Source organism: Catenulispora subtropica (assembly GCF_039531675.1).
GTDB lineage: Bacteria > Actinomycetota > Actinomycetes > Streptomycetales > Catenulisporaceae > Catenulispora > Catenulispora subtropica.
In genome coordinates, this window is record NZ_BAAAQM010000037.1 from 1 (window position 1) to 21,389 (window position 21,389).

23 protein-coding genes and 1 pseudogene are annotated in these 21,389 nt (G+C 69.7%); 10 read left to right on the forward strand and 14 right to left on the reverse strand.

Annotated elements, in window-relative coordinates:
* Positions 1-603 precede the first annotated feature (603 nt).
* Entirely contained in the window at positions 604-1,614 is a 1,011-nt protein-coding gene (locus tag ABD466_RS27560; RefSeq protein ID WP_344660094.1) for a YihY/virulence factor BrkB family protein, read from the reverse strand.
* A gap of 90 nt (positions 1,615-1,704) precedes the next feature.
* Positions 1,705-1,905: a hypothetical protein gene (locus ABD466_RS27565; protein WP_344660095.1), complete on the reverse strand. Its 201-nt coding sequence runs from the start codon at positions 1,903-1,905 to the stop codon at positions 1,705-1,707.
* A gap of 145 nt (positions 1,906-2,050) precedes the next feature.
* Between ABD466_RS27565 and ku the strand changes: the two genes are divergently transcribed.
* The gene (gene ku / locus ABD466_RS27570) at positions 2,051-2,908 is read left to right on the forward strand and encodes a non-homologous end joining protein Ku (RefSeq protein WP_344660096.1); all 858 of its coding nucleotides are present in this window, start codon (positions 2,051-2,053) and stop codon (positions 2,906-2,908) included.
* 58 nt (positions 2,909-2,966) lie between these two features.
* Here the strand turns inward: ku and ABD466_RS27575 are convergent, their stop codons facing one another.
* Positions 2,967-3,155, reverse strand: coding sequence for a hypothetical protein (locus ABD466_RS27575; RefSeq protein WP_344660097.1), 189 nt, complete (start codon positions 3,153-3,155; stop codon positions 2,967-2,969).
* A gap of 352 nt (positions 3,156-3,507) precedes the next feature.
* Between ABD466_RS27575 and ABD466_RS27580 the strand changes: the two genes are divergently transcribed.
* The 3 genes from ABD466_RS27580 to ABD466_RS27590 all read left to right on the forward strand — a co-directional run bounded on the left by ABD466_RS27580 (position 3,508) and on the right by ABD466_RS27590 (position 6,532).
* Positions 3,508-3,999 carry an SRPBCC family protein gene (locus tag ABD466_RS27580; protein ID WP_344660098.1) on the forward strand — a complete coding sequence of 164 codons (492 nt, stop codon included), beginning with the start codon at positions 3,508-3,510 and terminating at the stop codon, positions 3,997-3,999.
* A gap of 254 nt (positions 4,000-4,253) precedes the next feature.
* A complete protein-coding gene (locus tag ABD466_RS27585; RefSeq protein ID WP_344660099.1) occupies positions 4,254-5,375 on the forward strand; it encodes a carboxylate-amine ligase in 1,122 nt (373 codons plus the stop codon).
* Between the two features lie 155 nt (positions 5,376-5,530).
* Positions 5,531-6,532, forward strand: coding sequence for an iron-containing redox enzyme family protein (locus tag ABD466_RS27590; RefSeq protein WP_344660100.1), 1,002 nt, complete (start codon positions 5,531-5,533; stop codon positions 6,530-6,532).
* Here ABD466_RS27590 and ABD466_RS27595 read toward each other — a convergent pair.
* From ABD466_RS27595 to ABD466_RS27610, 4 genes and pseudogenes are all read right to left on the reverse strand, one after another.
* A pseudogene (locus ABD466_RS27595) lies at positions 6,507-6,851 on the reverse strand (DNA topoisomerase IB); the annotation flags it as partial. The gene ABD466_RS27590 and the pseudogene ABD466_RS27595 sit on opposite strands and share 26 nt — an antisense overlap.
* Positions 6,852-7,064: 213 nt before the next feature.
* A complete protein-coding gene (locus tag ABD466_RS27600) occupies positions 7,065-7,541 on the reverse strand; it encodes a hemerythrin domain-containing protein (protein ID WP_344660101.1) in 477 nt (158 codons plus the stop codon).
* A 65-nt stretch (positions 7,542-7,606) separates the two neighbouring features.
* Positions 7,607-7,903 carry a CsbD family protein gene (locus ABD466_RS27605; protein WP_344660102.1) on the reverse strand — a complete coding sequence of 99 codons (297 nt, stop codon included), beginning with the start codon at positions 7,901-7,903 and terminating at the stop codon, positions 7,607-7,609.
* A 424-nt stretch (positions 7,904-8,327) separates the two neighbouring features.
* Complete coding sequence (locus tag ABD466_RS27610; protein ID WP_344660103.1) at positions 8,328-8,534, reverse strand: hypothetical protein; 207 nt, start codon at positions 8,532-8,534, stop codon at positions 8,328-8,330.
* Between the two features lie 297 nt (positions 8,535-8,831).
* Between ABD466_RS27610 and ABD466_RS27615 the strand changes: the two genes are divergently transcribed.
* The gene (locus ABD466_RS27615) at positions 8,832-9,008 is read left to right on the forward strand and encodes a hydrophobic protein (RefSeq protein ID WP_344660104.1); all 177 of its coding nucleotides are present in this window, start codon (positions 8,832-8,834) and stop codon (positions 9,006-9,008) included.
* 253 nt (positions 9,009-9,261) lie between these two features.
* Here ABD466_RS27615 and ABD466_RS27620 read toward each other — a convergent pair whose 3' ends face one another.
* Together ABD466_RS27620 and ABD466_RS27625 are read right to left on the reverse strand one after the other, a co-directional pair.
* Positions 9,262-9,774 carry a hypothetical protein gene (locus tag ABD466_RS27620; RefSeq protein WP_344660105.1) on the reverse strand — a complete coding sequence of 171 codons (513 nt, stop codon included), beginning with the start codon at positions 9,772-9,774 and terminating at the stop codon, positions 9,262-9,264.
* A 257-nt stretch (positions 9,775-10,031) separates the two neighbouring features.
* Positions 10,032-10,928, reverse strand: a complete 897-nt coding sequence (locus tag ABD466_RS27625) for a LysR family transcriptional regulator (protein WP_344660106.1) — start codon at positions 10,926-10,928, stop codon at positions 10,032-10,034.
* 119 nt (positions 10,929-11,047) lie between these two features.
* On the opposite strand from ABD466_RS27625, the gene ABD466_RS27630 reads away from it, so the two are divergent.
* Together ABD466_RS27630 and ABD466_RS27635 are read left to right on the forward strand one after the other, a co-directional pair.
* On the forward strand, positions 11,048-11,773 hold the full coding sequence (locus tag ABD466_RS27630) for an SDR family oxidoreductase (RefSeq protein ID WP_344660107.1): 726 nt from the start codon (positions 11,048-11,050) through the stop codon (positions 11,771-11,773).
* A gap of 56 nt (positions 11,774-11,829) precedes the next feature.
* Complete coding sequence (locus ABD466_RS27635; protein ID WP_344660108.1) at positions 11,830-12,435, forward strand: ester cyclase; 606 nt, start codon at positions 11,830-11,832, stop codon at positions 12,433-12,435.
* 20 nt (positions 12,436-12,455) lie between these two features.
* Here ABD466_RS27635 and ABD466_RS27640 read toward each other — a convergent pair whose 3' ends face one another.
* Positions 12,456-12,749 (reverse strand): hypothetical protein, encoded by a 294-nt coding sequence (locus ABD466_RS27640; protein ID WP_344660109.1) that lies wholly within the window; start codon positions 12,747-12,749, stop codon positions 12,456-12,458.
* Positions 12,750-13,142: 393 nt separating this feature from the next.
* Here ABD466_RS27640 and ABD466_RS27645 point away from each other — a divergent pair, with 393 nt between their 5' ends.
* Positions 13,143-14,183, forward strand: coding sequence for a hypothetical protein (locus tag ABD466_RS27645; protein WP_344660110.1), 1,041 nt, complete (start codon positions 13,143-13,145; stop codon positions 14,181-14,183).
* On the opposite strand, the gene ABD466_RS27650 is transcribed toward ABD466_RS27645, so the two are convergent.
* The 4 genes from ABD466_RS27650 to ABD466_RS27665 all read right to left on the reverse strand — a co-directional run bounded on the left by ABD466_RS27650 (position 14,161) and on the right by ABD466_RS27665 (position 19,265).
* On the reverse strand, positions 14,161-15,612 hold the full coding sequence (locus ABD466_RS27650; RefSeq protein ID WP_344660111.1) for a sensor histidine kinase: 1,452 nt from the start codon (positions 15,610-15,612) through the stop codon (positions 14,161-14,163). The two genes, ABD466_RS27645 and ABD466_RS27650, sit on opposite strands and share 23 nt — an antisense overlap.
* Positions 15,609-16,319, reverse strand: a complete 711-nt coding sequence (locus ABD466_RS27655) for a response regulator transcription factor (protein WP_344660112.1) — start codon at positions 16,317-16,319, stop codon at positions 15,609-15,611. The genes ABD466_RS27650 and ABD466_RS27655 overlap by 4 nt, the downstream gene beginning before the upstream one ends.
* Positions 16,316-18,529 (reverse strand): MMPL family transporter, encoded by a 2,214-nt coding sequence (locus ABD466_RS27660; protein ID WP_344660113.1) that lies wholly within the window; start codon positions 18,527-18,529, stop codon positions 16,316-16,318. The genes ABD466_RS27655 and ABD466_RS27660 overlap by 4 nt, the downstream gene beginning before the upstream one ends.
* A 121-nt stretch (positions 18,530-18,650) precedes the next feature.
* Entirely contained in the window at positions 18,651-19,265 is a 615-nt protein-coding gene (locus ABD466_RS27665) for an NAD(P)-dependent oxidoreductase (RefSeq protein WP_344660114.1), read from the reverse strand.
* Positions 19,266-19,418: 153 nt separating this feature from the next.
* Here ABD466_RS27665 and ABD466_RS27670 point away from each other — a divergent pair, with 153 nt between their 5' ends.
* A complete protein-coding gene (locus ABD466_RS27670) occupies positions 19,419-20,084 on the forward strand; it encodes a TetR/AcrR family transcriptional regulator (RefSeq protein WP_344660115.1) in 666 nt (221 codons plus the stop codon).
* A gap of 1 nt (position 20,085) precedes the next feature.
* On the forward strand, positions 20,086-21,336 hold the full coding sequence (locus tag ABD466_RS27675) for a cytochrome P450 family protein (protein ID WP_344660116.1): 1,251 nt from the start codon (positions 20,086-20,088) through the stop codon (positions 21,334-21,336).
* The last annotated feature ends 53 nt before the right edge of the window (positions 21,337-21,389 follow it).

Consider the following 21,389-nt stretch of genomic DNA (forward strand, 5'->3'; position numbering starts at 1 on the left):
CCCGATCTCACCGCTCTTCGGCCGGTCCTGGCGAGGCAACACATGCCGAAGCGGTACTTCAGCCGGACGGTCCGCCTGAGGGGTCGGGCTCGGGCGGCACGCATGGTGGATCATGTAGTCATGTAGGCGCCAGGCGTGCTGCGAGAGGGTTCGGCGCAGCGGTCGTCGTAGACCCATCGGCCGCAGTGGCCGGCGCGGACCGCCAGGACCGCGCGCCCCAGATCGGTCACCGCGGTCTGGCCGATGTCGCTCGCGCGGCAGAAGGAGCCGACGCGCACGACACGCCGATTCGGCGTACGCGGAAGTGGTACGTGTGGCGGTTCGGCGGCGCGCGCGAGCAACGGCTCCTGGGGGCAGTCAGCAGGGCTGCCGCCGCGCCCAACCTCGTCGGTCTCGGCGTCTCCGGCCTGCGTCCTCCGCCCGATACGGAGCCTCAACTTCATCGCTTCTCCTGATCCTGGTCGGCCGCGGCAAGGTCTGCGGCGGTAGGCGCCATTGGATCAGGAGCAGTATTTGTTAGGACGAAGCGTGGTGGCATGCCGGGCCGTGTTCACTCTTTTGGCGCTGCTGAACCTAGTCGTCGGCCGACGATCGAGGGCTGTGTCATCGCCGGTCCCCCTCCTCGTTCATTCGTGGCGGGGGCTCGTTCACGGGTGACCGGTCCTGAGCCGCCATCGCCGAGGCCCAGGCCTTGCGGTCGCCGATGGTGGTCGGTGGCGGGAACACGCTGCGGGGCCAGAATCGGCGGGCCCGTACGACGTCGGCCGCGACCGCGTACAGGGTCACGCGCGCCTGGAGGTACAGCCAGGCGATCAGGCCGAGTACCAGGCCGAAGGCGCCGTACAGGGACGAGGCGTGGCGCAGTTGGTGGGTGATGTAGTAGCCGCCGATCGTCTGCAGGATCTGCCAGCCCACGGCTCCCAGCAGCGCACCGGTCCACAGGTCGCGGCCGCGGACCTGGCCGGCGATCGCCAGGCGCAGCGCGAGCCAGTAGGTCAGGGTGCCGATCAGCAGCGCCACGAGCAGGGCCGCGGCGCGGGCGCCGATCGCGAGCGGCCCGCTGCCGACGCCGCCGGCCAGGTCCGCCACGAGGCTGGTGGCCAGGTCCGCCACGAGGCTGGTGGCCGCCATGCCCACGCCGACCACCGCGATGAACCCGTAGCTGCGCAGCCACGACCAGGGGAAGCCCGGGCGCCGGTTGTAGGGGACGGCCCACAGGCGGTTCAGGACGTTCTGGGCGGCGTCGGCCAGTCCGCGCGCGCCGAGCAGGGAGCCGATCAGCCCTGCGACCAGCCCGGCCGGCCCGCGGCCGACAGCGTGGATGTCGCCGCGCAGTTCGTCGCCGATCACGGGGAAGTCCGCCAGCGCCGAGCGCAGCACCCACTGTTGCAGCGCCGGATCGCGGTGGAGCGCGAAGCCGAGCACCGTCACGAGCAACAGCAGCAGGGGGAACAGGGAGAGGAAGGCGTAGAAGGTGAGCAGGGCGGCGAGGTCGCCTACCTGGTCATCGGAGAGCTTGCGCCACACCGCCACCGGGAACGCCAGCCAGGTGTGGCGTTGCTGGAAGGTGTCGAGGCGGCGGGTGAGGGCGTGGATCCGGTCGCCGATGCTCATCGTGCAGCGCTCCCGGTACCGACGGCGCCGAGGGCTGAGTACCTGCCGGTGCGGCAGCGCTTCGGGCCGGCACCGGGCCGCCCGGGCATGTCACGAACCGTCCGCCGGGTGACCGGGTGAGCCGCCGCCATCGGGCAGATCGGCACGGACCGCGTCGGTGTCAGCAGGCAGCGATGTGCGGTGCAGAGAGCCGCCGGGCCGGTGCGTCAGAGGGCTGTCATCCTGGGCCGCGATCTCCCCCGCGCCCCCGAGGTCTGGGCCCACGGGACGGCGGGACGACGAGGTGTTCATGGGGGCTCCTCCCTCGATCCTGGGATCCAAACTCCGCTTGTCCGTCTCGTCCGAAGTCAAACGGTGCGGCGAACACAGGTTCGCCACCGGCCCTCTCGGTCCCGCTTCTGTGGCGACTGCCCGCCGGCGGCCGCAGACTAGCCCCATGCCGACCAACAAGGTGTGGAGTGGATCGATCTCGTTCGGGCTGGTCAACGTACCTGTCGGGCTTTACGCGGCCACCGAGGACAAGTCCGTCCGCTTCCACCGGTACCACGTCGAGGACGGCGGCCGGATCAGACAGAAGCGGGTCTGCGAGATCGACGGCGAAGAGCTGGACACGGCGGACATCGCGCGCGGCTACGAACTGCCCGGCGGTGACATGGTCGTGATGACCGACGCCGACTTCGAAGGGCTCCCGGTCCCCACGTTGAAGGCCATCACCGTCGAGGCCTTCGTGCCGCAGGAGCAGATCGACCCGATCATGTACGCCGGGTCGTACTACCTGGTGCCGGACAAGGCCGGGGCCAGAGCATACGCGCTGCTGCGCGACGCCATCGAGAAAGCCGGCATGACCGCCATCGTGAAGATCGCCATCCGGGAGCGCGAGCGGCTGGCCGCGATCCGGGTGCGCGAGGAGGTGCTGGTCCTGGAGACGATGCTGTGGCCGGACGAGGTCCGGGAGGCCGTCGAGGTCCCCGAATCCAGTGCCGGGGCCGACGAGCTGGCGGCCGCCCAGGCGCTGATCGATCAGATGACGGTCGACTTCGACCCCGAGCAGTACACCGACCACTACCGCGAGGCGCTGCTGGCCGCGATCGACGCGAAGGCGGAGGGCCGGGAGGTCATCACGCCGCCCGCACCGCCGGAGGAAGCCGGCGGAAAGGTCCTGGACCTGATGGCGGCGTTGAAGGCCTCGGTCGAACAGGCGAAGATGACGCGCGAGGAGCCGAAGAAGCGCGCCGCGGCGCACCCCAAGAGCAAGAAGAAGACGGCGAAGTCGGCAACCCGCCGGTCGGCGTAAGACGGCATCGCCTCACGGCGACGCCGCCGGCTCGCCGTCGCCGCGGCACGCCGCGTCCTCACACGGGGTGCTGCGTCGCTTCTCGCAGCTTCCAGCCGCCGCCACTGCACTCGTGGTGCATGGGCGGGAAACGGTGACCCTTCACATCAGTGTTGAACTCGTGGTTCTTGCCGCAGTCACACTCGTAGATCCCGGACTCCGGAACGATCTCGCCGGGATGATGAAGCTGCTTGTCGTTGTCGCTCATGCCTCCGGTCTACGGGGCCGCACGGCGATCGGCGACCCCGAGTACGCCGATTAGGCACCGATCACTCCCTTCCAGCCGTCCTGTATTGCATGAATTTCCTCTCATCTTGGGAGGCGTGGACGGCATCACCGTGATCACGCCGCGGGAGCAGAAGCACCCGGTCGTGGACCTCGCCCACCTCGCATGGCGCATGTCCACCGAGCCCATGCGACCGGCGGCGTCGGGCACGTCGGCGATCCTCAGCAGCACACAGAACCCGTTTTATCCGGTGAACGGAGGGCACACGCGGAGACCTCACTGTCGTGGTGGCCGTATCGCAGGCCACTGCCGCTGGCGAAGAGGAGTGAAACCGGTGAGCACTGTCGAAGCCTCCGTAGAAGTAGCCGTCCCGATCACCACCGCCTACAACCAGTGGACGCAGTTCGAGTCCTTCCCGCAGTTCATGGACGGGGTCGAGGAAGTCCGTCAGCTGGATGACGTGCGCAACCACTGGGTGGTCAAGGTCGGGGGCGTGCGCCGCGAGTTCGACACCGAGGTCACGGAGCAGCGGCCCGACGAGCGGATCAGCTGGATGACCGTGGGCGGCGAGGTCCGGCAGGCGGGTAACGTCCGCTTCGAGCGCATGGACGAGGCCCACACCCGCGTCACGGTCCACCTGGAGTGGGAGCCGGAAGGGCTGGCCGAGAAGACCGGCAGCGCGGTGGGGCTGGACACCCGGCGGGTGAAGGCCGACGCAGAGCGGTTCAAGGACTTCATCGAGAGCCGTACCACTGAGACCGGTGCCTGGCGCGGCGAGGTCGGCCCCGGAGCCAAGGGGAGTTCGGAAGGCTACGACCCCATGTGATTCTCCAGCGCAGGAAGTAGCACGCGGCTCGGTTCCGGCTCCAGGCAGCCGGAACCGAGCCGCGTGCTCAGGGCCTTGCACGATGCTCAGCGTGCCCACGTCCCCCGCTCTCTCCCAATGATCCCAGTAGGCCCTTTCAGCCCCAGAGATACCTTGACATCTGTTTGTCAGTGGCTGACTCGGGCACACGGGCGCTACCACGCTGGGCTCCCCCCAGACGGTGCTGGATGCTCGCCTGAGAACGGAGACGGGCCATGACGCGTAAAAACCCCCATCCCCTCGAAATGCTGACCCTCGGTGTGGAGGAAGAGTTCATGCTCGTCGACCCCGCCACCCGAATCACCGTTCCGCGTGCTCCCGAGGTACGCGCACTCGCCACGCCCCGCCTGGGCGAGCGAGTGGCACCGGAGCTCTACGCCACCCAGATCGAAGCTCACACCCGTCCGGCGAAGCAGGTTAAGGAGTTGCGAAAAGACCTGGTCGAGGGCCGTCGTGCCCTGGCTGAGGCGGCGACGCGCGAGGGCTGCATGATCGTCGCTTCCGGGACCGCGGTCCTGACCGGCAAACCGTTCACCATCACCGAAGGCGCCCGTTACGAGGCGCTCGCCGAGCGCTACGCGGCGGCCGTCAGCGGGGTCGACAGCGAGGCCTGCGGCTGCCATGTCCACGTCGGCGAGCTGGGGTGCGGTGAAGCCGTGACGCTCGCCGGCCACCTCCGGCCGTGGCTGCCCGTTCTGCAGGCTCTGGCCGTCAATTCACCGTTCGCCGGCGGTACGTTCCGGCGCTGCGCGAGTTGGCGGCACTACCAACAGCAGGCCTGGCCGACGATGGGACCGAGCCCGCTGATCCCCGCCGCCGACTACGAGAGCCTGGCCGACGACCTGGTCGCGTCGGGCGTGCTGCTCGACCGGAAGATGATCTACTGGTACGCCCGCCCCTCGGACCACCAGCCGACCCTGGAGATCCGGGTCGCCGACGTCGCCGCCGACGTCGACATGGCGCTCCTCGTGGCCACGCTGACCCGCGCGCTGGCGATGGCGTTCCTCGCCGACGCCCGAGACGGCGTACAGGCCCCGCGGACGGACGACGCCGCGCTCCGTGAGGATCACCACCAGGCTGCCGCCCTGGGACTGTCCGGGATCTGGAGGCATCCGTTCACGGGAGAGGCGATGCCGCTGTCGGCGGGTGTCAGGGCTCTGCTCAAGAAGGCGGCGCCGGCCCTGGAAGCCCTTGACGAGATGCGGCTCGTCGAAGAGCTGCTCCAGCGGATGTCCCACCACGACACCGGAGCTCAGCGGCAGCGCGCCGTCTACCGGCGACGCGGTCGCCTGGAGGACGTCGTCGACGATCTCGCCGCCCGGACCACCCTGACCTGACCGGCGCTCCGATCCTGAGCAGGCACCACACCACGCCTCAGTCGTCGGGGGCGGCCCCTGGACCGGACATCCGCACGGATCGTGACGCATGACGGCAGGGCGATCGGTCATGAGGCGGAAGTACGTTCCGATCTCAATCCTGCCGAAGGGCCGCCATGGGCATCGCCTCGAACAAGCCACACCTGCCAAGGGCGCGAGGGCCGGCGTCGGAGGCGCTGGCAGCCGCCCTGCGGGCGGAACCTGGGCCGCTTCCCGATCTCCCCGCCGTCCCCGACGTCCTGTGTGACGACGCCCAGCTCGCGCTGTACATCTGTTACGAACTGCACTACCGCGGCTTTCGCGACGTGGACGACGGATGGGAATGGAATCCGGACCTGCTGGCCCGGCGAGCCGTTCTTGAACGAGCGTTCTTGGATCGGCTGCGCGCCGAGCTCGGAGCCGTACCCGACTCCACCGCGCAGGTCAGCCGGCTGCTCGCACCCTCGGACGGCGAGGGCAGCACGTCGGGTTTCCTCCGCGACGAAGGGCAGCGGTGGCAGATCCAGGAGTATCTGGCGGCGCGCTCGCTTTACCACCTCAAGGAGGCCGACCCCCAGAGCTGGGCGATCCCCCGCACGCACGGCGACGCCCAGTCCGTCCTGGTGGCCCTGCAGTACGACGAATACGGCGGCGGTCGTCCGGAACGGGTCCACGCGAAGTTGTTCGCGGACATGATGAGGGCGTGGGGCCTCGATGCCGCCTACGGCGCCCAAGTGGACGCGGCACCGTGGCAGGCGATGGCGGTGGTGAACCTGATGTCGCTGTTCGGCCTGCACCGGGCACACCGCGGCGCGCTGCTCGGACAGTTCGCGAGGGTGGAGATCGCGTCCTCGCCGTCGTCCGCCCGCCTGGTCGAGGCGTTCAAGCGGCATGACGTCGCCGAGGCCGGCTACCGCTTCTACGACGAGCACGTCGAAGCCGACGCCGTTCATGAACAGCTGGTCCGCAGAGGGGTCCTCGACGGTCTGCTTCGCGACGAGCCCCACCTCGAGGCGGACGTGGCCTTCGGATTGGCCGCTTCCGGCTTCACCGAGACGGCGCTGGGAAACCTGCTGCTGGAGAGCTGGAAGGCTGAGCGCAGCGCGTTGCGCGCTAATCCGAGTCTCGTAGCATCCTGAGTACGGCACGCTCGGCATGACCATGCGTCGCAGGGTTGCCCTGCGGTGTCGCCCGCCCCAACTCCCCCAAGCGCAGCGGCACCGTCTCGCCGTTGAGGTATCTGTCGATCACCCGGTGATCGATGTAGCTCGCCCGGCACACGGCCGGGGTGTTGCCCAGGTACTCCGCCGCCTCCGTCACCGCCCGGCTGACTGCGCGCCGCCGGGCGGTGGCCGCCGGCGACACCGGCTCGGATACCGCCAGGCCCACAGCGGCCAGAACGGTGGCGTGCCACGTGCGGAAGTCCTTCGCCGTGGACTCCTCGCCGGCGAGATCCTGCGCGTCCAGGGCCGAGTACAGCACGCACTGTTCGGTCACCTGACCGGACAGGACGATGTGAGCCCGTTCCAGCAGCTTGTGCAGCACCGGAACCACGCCCCGCACGGAAGGCACCAGCAGATCGGCGTCTTCGCGGTCATAGGCGTTGATCATGTCGATGACGATCAAGGCTGTCCGGGTCATAACGCGCTCGCAGTGGTGTGTCTTCCGGGGTCAGGATTTCGCGGAGGCCAGTGCCAGCGGGTCGGTGGGCGCCTTGGACTTGGCCGCCGCCATCTGTTCGCCGGTCTCAACCAGCCTGGAGCGCCCGAGGGCCTTGCGTACCTCGGGGAACAGTTCGCTCTCCTCTTCCTCGATGTGGTGGCGGACGTTTTCGATCAGCACCGTCACCTTGGCGTCGAACGTCTCGTCCTTCGGGCTCAGGCTTTCCAGCTCCGAAAGCAGCCAGGCCACCACATGGTGTTCCTCGACCGACTCCAACACATCGTCGTTGCTGTCAGGAGCCTGTCTCCGGGCAGCGGGATAGAAGATGGTCTCCTCGATGAAGGAGTGGGCCACCAACTCGCTGCGGATCTGATCCACCAGCTTGCGCTTCGCAGCGGCGGTTCCCTTGTCCTTCACCTTCTCGAATTCCCGGAACAAGCGCTTGACCTGCTTGTGGTCTTCCTTCAGCAACACGATCCCGTCCACGGGGACTCCTTTCGCGGGGCGCTCCGCACAACGGCCCCGGGCGGTTTGCCCGGAGCCGTCGTCATCTACTTGTTGAGGTGCTGCTTGACCTTCGCGGCCTCCTGCTCGGCCTTGCCCTTGACCTCCTGGCCCTCGTCATCGGTGACGGCACCGGCGACTTCACGGACCTTGCCCTTGGCTTGCCGGCCCGCGTTCTCCACGGTGTCCTTCGCCTTGTCGGCGGCGTGCTTGGCGTGCGCCTCGTCCTGGTCGTACCGGCCCTCGTCGCGGAGTTCGTCGTTGCCCGTGACCTTGCCGGTCGCTTCCTTGGTCTTCCCCTTCAGGTCCTCGGCCGCGTGCTTCATCTTGTCGCCGACACCCATAGTGGCTCCCGCCTTTCTCGAGGGTCTGGATTCCTCACCATCGGGATTCCAGAGCTTGATACGTCGTGCTTCTGCGCCCTTGTGACCCGGCGATAGCGGTGCGAAACGGTCTGATCGCCCGTGCGGCGATCAGGGGCCACACCGGCCCCGCACAGATCACCACAGCCGCCGACGGCCCTGGTCTCCGACGGTGAGGGCTCCCTGTGCCCGACGTCCTCGGGCTCAAACCGTGCGCCGTTTGTCGGGTTCTTCACGGTGCGGGACGGCGCCCCTCAAAAGGCCTGTCTACGAGCCGCTCGACGCCACCGCGGGCGGCGGCCACGCGCTGTAAGGCGAACCACTGTCGCAGGGCTCTGGCCAGGACACGCGGCGTGCACCGCGGTCAGGGGACGTGTAGACCGGCGTGGTCAGAGCCTCGCGGTGGTCATCCACGCGGCAGGTAGCGGGTGTCGGCCGCGATCAGGCGGTCCGCCGGCACCCGGTACCGTGGCCGAGCAGTCCCCAGGACAGAATCGCGGGACGGTCGCGGCACGGTCATGGCGGCTCCGCTCGGTACCAGGTTCTGAACGGCCTGCGGCACCTCCTCGCCGTCGCGTCCGCCGTAGATGCCGTACTCGTGCTGGATGACCACGACGTCGACCCGGTCGCCCGGCGCGCCTCCAGAAGATGGTCGCGCAGAGCCTCACTGAAGGAAGCAATCCCACACTTCGTCGGAGTGAGACTGCTGAGCAAGCCGAATCGTGTCATGGAGATCGGCTCTCATTGCCAGAAGTGGTGCCGTGGTGCCGTGGTGCCGTGGTGCCGTGGGCGTCCGTGTTGCCAATCGGGCCAACTGTAAACCTTTGCGCCGTTGGCTGTCCCCTGTTTCATCCTGAAGGAAATGGTCATAGGGGAACGCAGAGAATGTCGACCTTAAGGAGGAGACCCCATGGGTGTCATACTTCTTGTGCTTCTGCTGGCTCTGATCCTTGGTGGCGCCGGCTTCGCGGTGCACGCACTGTGGTGGATCGCTGTGATTGTGTTCGTGGCCTGGCTGGTCGGATTCGGCATGAGCGGCGGCGCAGCGGCCGGCGGAGGCCGACGTCGCTGGTACGGGCGCTGGTGACCGGCACCATCGGGGTGAACAATCGAGAGATGACGCTCAGCGGATTTCGCTGAGCGTCATCTCTCGATTGCCGCGTCTACCCGGCGGCTATTTCGTTGTCATCGCGCGCTCAGACGCCGAGAGCTTCGCGGAGCCGGTCGCGATGCCGGAAAAGTCCTGCCGGCGGAACTCATCCGGAGCCATGGGCACGTATTGCACCGGTTCGCCGAGGGTCCGCGTGAGCGTGGCGGCCATATCCGCGACCGGGCCATTGTCACCGCGAGCGATGGTTTGAAACGGCGCCCAGGACAGCTGCCCCGATGCGAAGGCGGATCCTCTCCAGGACGACGAGTTGCCCCTCTGCTCTGCCTATCAGCCGTTCGAGGTCCCGGATGTCGAGGCGGTCCTCCGAGGGGGCTATCTCGCGCAGCAGCGTCCATCCGGCGAGTTTTCCCGAGACCGCCACGGACATGGCCTCCACCTCGATCAGATCGCTGAGCGGCGACCGGCTGCGGACTCGGCCATTCGGCTTCAGCCGACCCACTCTCTCGGCGGCGAAGGCCAGGGCGACCTTGATCGGATCGACGCGGACGCCGAGCCGCCGCATGATGTCGCGCAGCGACCGACCGTCCTGGACGATCTCCCGGCACACCTTCTCGAGCCGGTCGCGCTCGGTCGGGTCGCCCGCGCAACGCGCCATCCGCCGTGCCAAGGCGCTACCGGCCGTCGCCCCGGCCAGGTGGTCGTTCAAGTAGATGCTGAGGAAGCGCTTGTCGAGCCTGGACATCGGAGCCCTCCGTTCGGCAGTCCGTCAGCCGCCGGGTGACCACTGGACGACGTCATCAAACTCATCAGCGACCAATCTTCGCAACTAGTGCATATCCACGCGAAGAAGGGGTAGGGAGCGTGGAATCGCCGCCGCCCACGGCCGTCCGGCCTCGCTGTTGACTGCGGCGCGAACCCAGCTCCGTGGCGAGTGAGGACCGAGCCGCCATGGACGTGGGCAGCAGGAAGGACGGACGGCCGGCGCGCGACCCCTGGTCGCTACGACAGCCGTGACAGAGCCGGACCCGCGTGCTCGGCCACCAAGGCGCTGAACGCGGTCGCCAGGGGGTCCGGCCCCGTGCGGAAGTACACGGCGAGCCGGCGGCGGACCGGTGGGTCCGGGCGCAGCGCTACGCCGTCGAAGTCGGGCGGGACGATGTCGGCGGGGAGGAGGGTGGGGCCGAGGCCGGCGGCCGCGAGGAGGAGGGCCGCGGGAGTCTGTTCGGCCCGGACGGCGGCGCGGGGAGTGAAGCCCGCGGCGGCACATGCGTGGTCGAGGACCTCGGCCAGACCGTTGGTCGGCGCGAAGTGGACCCAGTCGCGATCCGCGAGGTCGGCCAGGGGGATCCGCTCGGCGCCGGTGGAAGCTCGGGGGTCGTCGGAGGCGAGGACGACGACGAACTCTTCCACGCCCAAGGTGCGCATCGGGCCGTCCCAGCCGTCAGGCTCCGGTCCGATCGCCAGATCGGCTTTGCCGGCCTGGAGCGCTGCGCGCAGCGTGTCAGCGTGCGAGTATTCCCGGAGCCGGATCCGCACCCGGGGGTGACGCCGCCGCCATTCCTGGAGCACCGGCGGCAGGATGCCGAGGCTCACCGAGTAGATGACCGCGACCTCGAGTTCGCCCTCCTCCAGTCCGGACGTCCGGCGCGCGACACCGTGGAGCCGCTCGACCTCGGCCAGGGCGTTCTGCGCATGCGGCAGCACCGCACGGCCGAGCGGTGTCAGCCGGACCTGGCGCGGCAGGCGTTCGAGGAGGGGACCGCCGAGGGTCCGTTCCAGAGCCTGGATCTGATGAGACAGCGCTGGCTGGGTCACCAGGAGCAGCTCCGCGGCCTGCGTGAAGGAGCCCGTCTCCGCGACGGTGACCAGGTATTCGAGCTGGCGAAGAGTGGTCATGAACGCATTTTATCTCAATTATAGAAACTATGACTTGGACTGATCCGTAGTGGCTGCGGCAAGGTCGGAGTACGGCCGAACGGCCGCCCGAACGCCTTCTCGAACGGAGTGGCCCAGCCATGCCTCAGAACATCCCCCTCGCCGGTCAGCGGCTCATCGTCGTCGGGGCCGGCGCCCATACCGGCCGCGCCCTGGCCCATGCCGCGTCCCAGGCCGGTGCCGCCGTGGTCCTGGCCGGGCCGGACCGCGGAAAGCTTGAGCGGGTCGCCGCGGAACTGCCGAGGGAGGCCGAGATCGCCGAACTCGACCTGACCGACGAAGCGTCGATCGCCGCGCTGGCCGACCAGGTCGGCCGCTTCGACCATCTGGTGTCCACAGCGGCGATGCCCGCCAACGGCCCGCTGGCCGATCTCGAGGCCGCCGCGGTCCAGCGCGCCTTCGCCGCGAAGGTGATCGGTCCCCTGCTGTTGGCCAAGCACCTGGCCGCGCAGGCGGACCCCGCGGGGTCGTTCACCTTCTTCTCCGGCGTCGCCGCCTGGCGCCCGGCGCCGAACCGCACGGTCATGGCCACCACCAACGGCGCCCTGGCCTTCCTGGTCCAGGCCCTCGCGGTGGAGATCGCGCCAGTGCGGGTCAACGCCGTCTCACCGGGGATCGTCGACACCGGTGCCTGGGACGGCCTCGGCGCCGACAAGACGGCCTTCCTGCGCGGCGTCGCCGAGCGGAACCCGGCGCGGCGCGTCGGGGCCGTCGACGACCTGGTCGACGCGGTGTTCTTCGCGATGGGCAACCCCTACGTCACGGGAACCGTGCTGCACGTCGACGGCGGCGGCCGGCTCGTCTGAGCCAGGCCGTCCAAGAATCCGGCAAGGAATACAAGGAATACAAGGAGAACACTGACATGTCCAAGAAGCTCGCCCTCGCCGCCGTCGCCACGCTCGCCCTCACCGCTGCCGGATCCGGAGTGGCCACCGCGGCGGAGTCTCACCACGGCACGAAGCAGAACACCTCGTGGCCGTGGAAGCTCGTCGACTCGTCCGGCGACCTGGTGGTGCCGAAGGCGCTCACCGTCGACCGCTCGATCGGAGAGCGGCGCGCCCGGCTGGAGGTCCGGCTGGCACAGCAGCTCTACACCTTCTGGAACACCGGGCAGGCCCAGTATCTCGATGCCGCCGTCAGCCCGGCCTTCCGTGACAACACCCTGCCGTCCGGACGGCCGCAGGGACCGTCCGGACCGCTGTTCGCCTCGAAGAACTTCCGGGCCGCCGTCCCCGATCTCAGCTGCGAGCTGGCGGACGTCCTCATCACCGGCGACAAGATCACCGCACGCCTGGTGTTCCGCGGGCACTTCACCGGAACCTTCAACGGCATACAAGGCGCGGGTCAGACGATCGACTTCAACGCCATCGACATCCAGCACGTCGGCACCGACCAGATCATCGAGGACTGGCACATCGAGGACAACGAGACCTTGCTGACGCAGCTCGGCGTGAACGGCGCGCACTGATTTCCCAGATCCGCGCTCCTTCAGCTGGCCGCCTCGCCGCCGACGTACTCGAAGACGCGGCGCGGGCGGCCTTCGACGAGTTCGTAGTCGCCGGAGATCCGGAACCATGCCGTGCCCCCGCCCGCCACCGGGACCTGGACCTCTGTGCTGGTGGCGGCTGGAGGAGCGCTCAAGCGCGGCTCGAGCAGCACGGGGCCGCCACGCAGATAGACACGGTGGTCGGTGCGCGGGGTGCGGAGCCGGCCCAGCAACACCGACCGCCAGGTCGCGTGCGACTCGCCGAGCGTGCTGGTGCGAACGGAACCCGAGTCCACAGGCGGTGCCCTTCCATGAAGCCCTCGGCTGCCCGGCGCCCGCCGGCGAGGAGAACGCCTAGTATCAATGAGTCCTGATGCGGTGACAACCAGTATCTTCACCGCGGCGAAGACTTCCCGGACCTCGTCGAGCCTGCGCAGGGCCTGGGACCGGATGTCGCCTCGCATCTTCTCTTGGCATGCGCTACCGGCTGCCCTAGCTTCGACGCAATGGGGACGCATCAGGTACCAGCCATCGCCGGACTCGGTCGTATCGCCCTCGCCGTTCTCACGGCCGCGACCCTCGCCGGATGTAGCCATGCCAGTCGACCTCCCGCCACCAAACCTTCGACCGCCGCCGCTGCCGTCCAGGCCGAGGCAGGGCGGCCCGACGTCGCGCGTACCAATCTCCTGATGGTCCTGGACGACTATGAACGCGATGGCGCCGCCGCCAAGACCGGTATCCCGAAGAAGGACTTCGGGGACGACCTGACGCGCTACTACGCCGACGCCACCGCCATGAGCCGCATCCACGGCGGCGGCGGGATCGAGGCGCCGATCGGCTGCGGGAAGGCCGCCGGCAAGACGGTCGTCGACGGCGCGATCATCGGCGCGCCCGCTTCATCCGCCGGCGCCGTCACGATCCCAGTGACGCTCTACACCGGGACCACACCGGTCGCGACCGCCCTGGTCACCGCCGACCCGGCTGGGCGGCTGACCGGCGTCACCTGCCAGCCGCCGGCCGCGCCGAACCTGCCCGGCGCGGACGTCCTGGCAGGCTTCTACGGCAGTGTGGCCGCATCGGCCACGGACCCCGAAGCCGATGACAAGACCAAAGCCTTGAAGGACGAATACCTGGCGCCGGCCTTCGCCAAGTTCACCCGGCCCGATGTCGACGCCGATCAGGCCCTGTGCGCCGAGGACGCTATGACCTACTGGCACGCCGTGTACGCCCCGGGTGCCACCACCACCGGCGCGCAGTGGTACTTCAACTCCGGCGGGACGAACCAGGTCAACATGTCGGTAGCCGTCGACGCCGCCGCCTCGCGAGTGGCCTGGGTCTACTGCTTCGGCCAGCTGGTACCGCCGCTCACCCCCGGCGGCGCCTACTCCGACAGTCAGGTCCAGTCCTTCGTCGGAGACCTGTTCAACGACTACGCCTACCTGCTGGCCCTCAAGCCGTTCGGTGCCGACGCCTCCGGCATGAAGGCGTACTTCGCCTCCGACGCCGCCTATCAGGCTGCTGTGACCGGCACCGGCGCCCAGCCCCTGGAGTGCTCGGCGACGCCTGCCGTCAGCATCGGCGCCGACACCGCGACCATCACCGGCGACACCGCCGTCGTCGAGCTGACCTCCTCCCCCTCCGGGCACCCGGTGACCAGCGGGGCCCTGGGGCACATGAAGGTCACCGTCGATCTGGCCACGATGCGATTCACATCCGCGGTCTGCGAGTGAGCCGCGGCTCAGCGTCGAGTCGGACGGTGACGGTGGTCCCGACGCCGACGGTCGAAGCGACCGTGACCTCGCCGTGGTGGGCGTGGATGATCGCCTCGACGATGGCCAAACCCAGGCCGGATCCTCCGTACGCGCGGCTGCGGCTCGCCTCGGCGCGCCAGAACCGTTCGAAGACGCGCGACAGATCCTGTGCGGCGATGCCCGGACCGTCGTCCGCCACGTCGATCCGGACCGTGTCCGGGGTCGTGGTGACGGTGACGTGCACAGCGGTGCCGGCGGGGGTGTGCTGGACGGCGTTGCCGACCAGGTTGCGCAGGACTTGCTGGAGGCGCGCGGCGTCTCCGGCCACCAGGGCGGGGCCCGCGGCGGTCAGCGTGACGGCGCGGTCGGGGTGAATGACGTGTGCGTCCTCCACGACGCCGGCGGCCAGGACGGTCATGTCGACCGGGGCTCGGTCCAGGGGGCGGCCGGCGTCGAGGCGGGCGAGCAGGGAGAGGTCCTCGACCAGCAGGCGCATGCGGCCCACCTCGTTCTCGATGTGGCCGAGCGCGGCGTCCAGGCGGGGACCGGTGAGTCCACCCTGGCGGTGCAGGTCCAGCCAGCCGGAGATGGTGGCCAGCGGGGTGCGCAGTTCGTGGGAGGTGTCCGCGGCCAGCGAGCGGACGGTGGCCTCGGCTCGGGACTGCGCGTCGAAGGCCCGGTTGACCGCTTCGGCCAGTTGGTCGGTCTCGCTGCGGTCGCCGCGGATCGGGAGGCGTTCGCTGAGGTGTCCTTCGGCGATGGCGTCGGCGGTGTCGGCCATCGTGGCCAGCGGCCGCAGTCCCAGGCGCAGGACGAGGACCGCGAGGACGAGCAGCAGGACCAGGGCGCCGGCGACGATGGCCGCTTGGCGGGCGAAGAGGGTGTCGGTGGTGGAGTCGTCGACGGAGGTGTCGATGACCAGGATGACGGCGGCTGGTCGCACCCTGGACCCGTCCGTCCGGATCAGGGTGACGCCGGGGCTGGCGATGCGGATGGCGCTGAGGTCGTCGCCGCCCGGGGCGTCGTCGAATTCGACGACGTGGCCCGCGGGAACCGCGGCGGTGGCGCGGACCAGGGCCTCAGGAGCGAGATCGGCTGCGCCGCCGGCCAGCAGGACATGGTCCCGCGCGTCGACGGCGATGCTGCCGAGCGGCGGTCCCAGCAGCGCGGAGAGCTGGTCGCCCCCGGCGACCTGGGGACCTTCGGCGATGACGGCTTCCAAGCGGGTGGCACTGTCTTGCAGAGTGTGGACGTAGCGTTTGTGGAGGTAGTCCCCCATCAGCAGCGCGCCGGTCGCCGAACTGGCCGTCAGCCCGGTCGCCAGCAGGACGGTGAGTCCGGCGAGGATCCGCAGCCGGACGCCGGCCCGGGACGGGCGCAGGCGCCCGTGCAGATCCGCGGGATTCATCGGGCGGCCTGCTGCCGCAGGGTGTATCCGACTCCGCGGACGGTGTGCAGCAGCGGATCGCGGCCGTGGTCGATCTTGCGGCGGAGGTTGGACACGAAGCGCTCCACGACGACCGAGTCGCCGCCGAAGTCGTAGTGCCAGACCGCTTCCAGGATCTGGGACCGCGACAGCACCTGGCCTTGGTGGGCGATCAGATAGTGGAGCAGCCGGTACTCCGTGGGCGACAGATCGATGAGTTCCCCGCCGCGACTCACCTCGTGGCGCAGGTCGTCGATCTCCAGATCCGCGCACCGCAGCGTCGATTCCTGCTCGACGGGCAGGCCGCCGCGGGCCCGGCGCAACAACGCCTGCAGGCGCGCGCCGACCTCGACGACGCTGAACGGCTTGGTGACGTAGTCGTCCCCGCCGAGGGGCAGACCGCGGACCCGGTCCTCCACCGCGTCGCGGGCGGTGAGGAAGAGCACGGGCACCGTGACGCCCCGGTTCCGCAGCAGCTGCAGGATCTCGAAGCCGTCCGCTCCGGGGAGCATCACGTCCAGGACGATGACGTCGGGCGGGCGGCGGGCGACCCGCGCCAGGGCGTCGGTGAGGCCGCCCGCCGCGTCCACCGCGAATCCGACGAAGCCGAGCGCCGAGATCAGCAGGCGCCTGATACCGGGGTCGTCGTCGATGACCAGGACGCGGTCGGTTTCGCCGGAGTCGTTCATCTGGCCGCGGACCCTGTCCGCAGCTCGTCGCCGACCGTGGTGCGAGCCGCGTCGCCGAGCGCCGCGGTGAGGCTCTCCCCTTCCACGTCCACGTGGGGCACCCAGCGGTCCAGACGGCGCGGAAGCCACCAGGCCCGGTCGCCGAGCAGCGCGAGCACCGCGGGCACCAGCGTCATCCGCACCGCGAAGGCGTCGACGAGGACACCGAAGGCGAGCCCGAAGGCGATCGGCATGACGTCGGGATCCTTGCCGAGCACGAAGGTGAGGAAGACCGCGATCATGATCAGGGCCGCGGCGGTCACGACGCGGGAGGCGTTGCGGGCCCCGACGAGGATGGCCCCGCGGGCATCTCGGCGGTGCCCGTAGTCCTCGCGCATCGCGGAGACCAGGAACACCTCGTAGTCCATGGCCAGGCCGAACAGCACCGCCATGACGATGATGGGGGCGAAGCTGGCCACCGGGCCGAGGCTGGGCACGCCGAGCGGGCCCGCGAGCCAGCCCCACTGGAAGACCGCGACGGTCGCGCCGAAGGCCGCGCCGACCGAGAGCAGGAATCCGGCGGTGGCCTTGACCGGGATGGCGACCGACCGGAAGGCGATCGTCAACAGCAGCAGCGACAGGCCCACGACGACCACCGCGAAGGGGATCAGTGCGCCGCTGAGCCTGGTGGCGACGTCGATGCTGACCGCCGTCTGGCCGGTGACCGCGACGCGGCCGCCGTGCTGCCGGGCGACCGGTGCGACGGCGGCGTTCAGGCGGGAGACGAGATCGCTGGTTTCGGGGCTGCGCGGTCCGGTCGCCGGGATGACCCGGATCCGGGCCGCCGTGTGGTCGGGCGCGACGTCGATGCCGCTGACGTCGGCCACGCCGGGGACACCGTGGAGGTCCTTCTCGGCCGCGGCGGCGGCCTCGGCGGTGGTCGTCGCGTCGGTGTTCTCGATGAGGACGACCAGCGGTCCGTCGGCACCAGGCCCGAAGGCTCGGCCGATCATGTCGTACGCCTGCCGGGTGGAGGTCGACGTCGGGTTCGAGCCTTCGTCGGTCAAGGACGTCTGCAACCGCAGAGCTGGCGCCGCGACGGCCAGGAGCCCGACGGTCACGACTATCAGATTGCGTACCGGGTGGCGCAGGACGGCGCCGACCCACTTCGTCCCGATGGTCGTCTTGTCCGGGTGGGTGACACCGGCCGCCCTGGAGCCGGGCTTGGGGACCAGCCTGCGTCCGAGGCCGGCCAGCAGGGCCGGCAGCAGCGTCAGGGCCATGATCACGGCCATCGCGACGGCACCGGCCGAGGCCAGGCCCATGGAGGTGAGCATCGGTACCCCGGCGACCGACAATCCGGCCAGCGCGATGAGCACGGTCGCCCCGGCGAAGACCACGGAGCCGCCCGCGGTCGCGGTGGCCCTCGCCACCGATTCCGGAACGGCCATTCCCCCGGCGAGTTGGGCGCGGTGCCGGGAGACGATGAGCAGGGCGTAGTCGATGCCGACGGCGAGGCCGAGCATGATCGCCAGGGTGGGGGCGTTTTCGGAGACGCCGACCGCCGAGGCCGCGATCAGGATCAGCATCATGCTGCCGACCACACCGAGGACGGCGGTGAGCAGCGGCATCCCGGCTGCCAGCATCGATCCGAAGGTGACGACCAAGATGGCGAGGGCGACGAGGATGCCGATCAGCTCCGTCGGCCCCATCGGGGCGTCGGTCGGGACGTAAGCGGCACCGCCGTAGACGACCGTCAGCCCCGCGGCGCGTGCGGTGTCGCCGGTGGCTTTCAGAGCGTCCAGTGTCGCCGCCGGGACGTCTTCGTCCTCGGCGGTGCCGAAGTCCACGTCGGCCACCGCGGTCCGGCCGTCGGGCGAGATCATGCCGTTCGCGGCCGGGTCGCCGACTGCTGTCACGCCGGGCACCCGGCCGGCGGCGGCCAGGCTGGCGTGCATCGGCTCTTGGAGGCCGGGCTCGGCCAGCCGGTGGCCGGCCGGTGCTTGGAAGACGACTTGCGCGGACTGGCTGTGTGGACTCGGCCAGTGCTGGTCCATCCGCGTCAGCGCGGTCTGGGCCGGGGAGCCGGGGATGGATTTGGTGTTCTGGAGTGAGCCGCCGAAGGTGATGCCCGAGGCGGCGACGGCCGCGAGGACGATCAGCCATCCGAGCATCATCGTGCGCCGTCGTCGCGCGCCGAAGGCGCCGAGGCGGTATAGGAGCGTGGCCATGTCAGTTCCCTCATCAGGTGGTGAAGACGACTCCACCGATCCTGAGTCGTGTCCTTGATGTCCGGCCCCCACCGCGCTTGACGACTTGTTGACGGTCCTGCCGTCGAGCGGGGCCGTGCGGTCAGCTGAGCGGGACGACGATCGCGCTCGCGTGGCCGCCGGTTTCGGCCTCGTCCACCATCAGGGCGGCCACCGTGGCCCTGGAGATCCTCGGCGGCAGCAAAGGACGTCGGTACTCGGCGAGCGGCACCATGCGGCGTCCGGAGGCGACGGGTCCGCCGCCGAGATCCGGGGCGTGGACCACGGTGGCACCGGCCTGCAGGGCGATGCGGTCGGCTTCGGCCTTCTCGGCCAGTTCCCTGCCGACGGCCATTCGCATGATCACCTGGTAGAGACGGCCGCCGGCGCCGACGGAGGCGCCCGAGCCCAGCGCGCCCAGCCACACGGTGCGGACGCCGGAGGCGGCCAGCACCTCGGCCGCGGCGACCAACGCGCCGGGGCCGTCGCCCTTGCTGATGCCGATCGCCGAGACCACGGCGTCGACATCACCGAGGGCGGGGAAGGTGTGCGGGGACGTGACATCCGCCTGCCGGACTTCGACCTGCCCGAAGCCCGGCCGTCCGGGGAAGCGGTCCGGGTCCCGCACGAGCGCCACGACGTGGTGGCCTCGTTCGGCGGCTTGGCCGACGAGCAGGCCGCCGACCTTGCCGGACGCGCCGAGTACCGCGATGCGCATGGTCGTCCTCCTTAACTGAACAACTGTTGGCTACGTAAGTAAACAAGTGTTGGTTAGCGGGTGTCAAACCCCCTTCCCCGCCGCCCACGGACCCGGGGCCGGTAGGCTGGGTGGCCGCTGACGAACAGTTCGAGCAGGTCGGAAGGGGTCACCATGGCGTCCGCGGAGCAGGCCCCGGCCCGCCGCCGCAACCCGCGCGGACAAGGGCGATTGCTGAAGGCCCAGCTCGTGGAAGCCGCAGCGCACCTGCTCGCGACGCTGGAGCAGCCCGAGACGCTGACCCTCCGCCAGGTGGCCCGGGAGGTCGGCGTGGCCCCGGCCAGCATCTACAGCCACTTCCCCGACCTCAGCGCCCTGATCGAGCACGTCCTGCGCCTGCGCTACGACGAGTTGGCCCAGCTCATGGACCAGGCCGCGGAATCGGCCACGGGCCCGCTCGCCACGCTGGTCGGCCGGTGCGCGGCGTATGTGCACTGGGGCGTCGAACAGCCGGGTTCCTACCGGACCCTGTTCGGCGGCCGGATGCCGGCCGATCTCGTCCCCGGATCGGCCCACGGGGCCGGGGCGGAACTGCTCGGCTCGGTCGTCACCGCCCTCCGTGACGTCACGGACCCGGACCGGACGCGGTCCACCGACGCTCAGGCGTGGCAGGCCGGTCTCCTGCTGTGGACCGCGCTGCACGGTCTGGTCAGCCTCTACAACGACCACGGGGACATTCCCTGGCCACCGCTGAACGACCTGATCGCGGATCTGCTCGGACTGCACTCAGGCCGGCCGATCGCCGAGATCGCAGCTCTCCTTTCGCGAGATGAGAGGTAGCGTGAACGAGGTTCAGCCCTTCGCCGAACCGATTGAGATGGCCCCGCACCTGTCCGGATGTCCATATGGCGCGTATGCGCGGCTGCGCGAAACCGGCGGTGTCCACCAAGCAGTGAAGCCGAGCGGCGGACGGGTGTGGGTGATCAGCCGTTACGCCGATGTCAAGGCGCTGCTCTCCGATCCGCGCATGTCCATCGAGGCGCGCAACTCACGCCACGGCTATCAGGGCTTCGGTCTGCCTCCGGCCCTCGACGAGCACCTGATGAACGTGGACGACCAGGCGCACGCGAGACTGCGCCGGCTGGTCGCCTCGGCCTTCACCCCGCGCCGTGTGAAGGCTCAACGGGAGCGCGTCCAGGCCGCTGTCGACCGGCTCGTGAGGGCGATCGCGCCGGTCGGCCGCGCCGATCTCGTCGCACAGCTCGCTGTTCCGGTCCCCGTTGTCGTCATCTGCGACCTGCTCGGGATCCCGGAGTCGGACGGCGCCGCCTTCCAGGACTACACCCGCTCGCTCATGACTCCGAACGATCCGGACAGACCCTCCACCCGTGAACTCGTCGCCGGCCTGCACGCCTGCCTGGTGGACCTGATCGAACGCAAGCGCGCCGATCCGGCCGACGATCTGCTCACGGCGATGATCACCGCACGCGACGGCGGCGACCGGCTGACCGAGAACGAGCTGACCTCCCTGACCTTCCTGATCCTGTGGGCAGGCTTCGAGACGACGGTGCACCTGATCGCCAACAGCATCGCGACGCTGCTCACCGAGCCGCGACTCGCGGACCTCGTGCGTGCCGAACCCGACCCCCACACGCCCCGCATGGCCGCCCTCGTCGAGGAACTGCTGCGCCGCGACGGACCCATGCTCACGGCGATCCGCCGCTTCCCTCTCGAAGACCTCCGTCTCGGCGAGCGGACCGTACCCGCGGGGGACACCGTCCTGCTCGCGATCGCCTCGGCCAACCGCGACCCGCGGCACGTCACCAGCCCCGACGAGATCGACCTCGACCGGACCGCCAACGGCCACCTCGGCTTCGGTCACGGACCGCACTACTGCCTCGGCGCTCCGCTCGCACGGATGGAGGTACGAACCGCGCTGTGGACTGTGTTCCACCGGCTTCCGGACCTCGCGCTCGCCATCCCGGGCGAGGAACTGCCCTGGAAGCCCGACCATCGTCAACACGCCTTGACCGCGTTGCCTGTCACCTTCGCCGCGCTGTCTTCCAGTAGTCTCAACACTCCCGGGCCCTGAGCGGGACGACGCCGAGCAGCTGGCGTGCGCTCTGAGCGTCTACCCCGGCAGCC

What these genes read in the sequence shown, in the direction of transcription:
- ABD466_RS27585 (WP_344660099.1), top strand. Translation starts at nt 4,254, where the DNA reads ATGACGCGTAAAAACCCCCATCCCCTCGAAATGCTGACCCTCGGTGTG.
- ABD466_RS27605 (WP_344660102.1), bottom strand. Translation starts at nt 7,903, where the DNA reads ATGGGTGTCGGCGACAAGATGAAGCACGCGGCCGAGGACCTGAAGGGG.
- ABD466_RS27590 (WP_344660100.1), top strand. Translation starts at nt 5,531, where the DNA reads ATGGGCATCGCCTCGAACAAGCCACACCTGCCAAGGGCGCGAGGGCCG.
- ABD466_RS27650 (WP_344660111.1), bottom strand. Translation starts at nt 15,612, where the DNA reads ATGAATCCCGCGGATCTGCACGGGCGCCTGCGCCCGTCCCGGGCCGGC.
- ABD466_RS27560 (WP_344660094.1), bottom strand. Translation starts at nt 1,614, where the DNA reads ATGAGCATCGGCGACCGGATCCACGCCCTCACCCGCCGCCTCGACACC.
- ABD466_RS27565 (WP_344660095.1), bottom strand. Translation starts at nt 1,905, where the DNA reads ATGAACACCTCGTCGTCCCGCCGTCCCGTGGGCCCAGACCTCGGGGGC.
- ABD466_RS27665 (WP_344660114.1), bottom strand. Translation starts at nt 19,265, where the DNA reads ATGCGCATCGCGGTACTCGGCGCGTCCGGCAAGGTCGGCGGCCTGCTC.
- ABD466_RS27635 (WP_344660108.1), top strand. Translation starts at nt 11,830, where the DNA reads ATGTCCAAGAAGCTCGCCCTCGCCGCCGTCGCCACGCTCGCCCTCACC.
- ABD466_RS27645 (WP_344660110.1), top strand. Translation starts at nt 13,143, where the DNA reads ATGGTCCTGGACGACTATGAACGCGATGGCGCCGCCGCCAAGACCGGT.
- ABD466_RS27575 (WP_344660097.1), bottom strand. Translation starts at nt 3,155, where the DNA reads ATGAGCGACAACGACAAGCAGCTTCATCATCCCGGCGAGATCGTTCCG.
- ABD466_RS27625 (WP_344660106.1), bottom strand. Translation starts at nt 10,928, where the DNA reads ATGACCACTCTTCGCCAGCTCGAATACCTGGTCACCGTCGCGGAGACG.
- ku (WP_344660096.1), top strand. Translation starts at nt 2,051, where the DNA reads ATGCCGACCAACAAGGTGTGGAGTGGATCGATCTCGTTCGGGCTGGTC.
- ABD466_RS27670 (WP_344660115.1), top strand. Translation starts at nt 19,419, where the DNA reads ATGGCGTCCGCGGAGCAGGCCCCGGCCCGCCGCCGCAACCCGCGCGGA.
- ABD466_RS27620 (WP_344660105.1), bottom strand. Translation starts at nt 9,774, where the DNA reads ATGTCCAGGCTCGACAAGCGCTTCCTCAGCATCTACTTGAACGACCAC.
- ABD466_RS27660 (WP_344660113.1), bottom strand. Translation starts at nt 18,529, where the DNA reads ATGGCCACGCTCCTATACCGCCTCGGCGCCTTCGGCGCGCGACGACGG.
- ABD466_RS27615 (WP_344660104.1), top strand. Translation starts at nt 8,832, where the DNA reads ATGGGTGTCATACTTCTTGTGCTTCTGCTGGCTCTGATCCTTGGTGGC.
- ABD466_RS27630 (WP_344660107.1), top strand. Translation starts at nt 11,048, where the DNA reads ATGCCTCAGAACATCCCCCTCGCCGGTCAGCGGCTCATCGTCGTCGGG.
- ABD466_RS27655 (WP_344660112.1), bottom strand. Translation starts at nt 16,319, where the DNA reads ATGAACGACTCCGGCGAAACCGACCGCGTCCTGGTCATCGACGACGAC.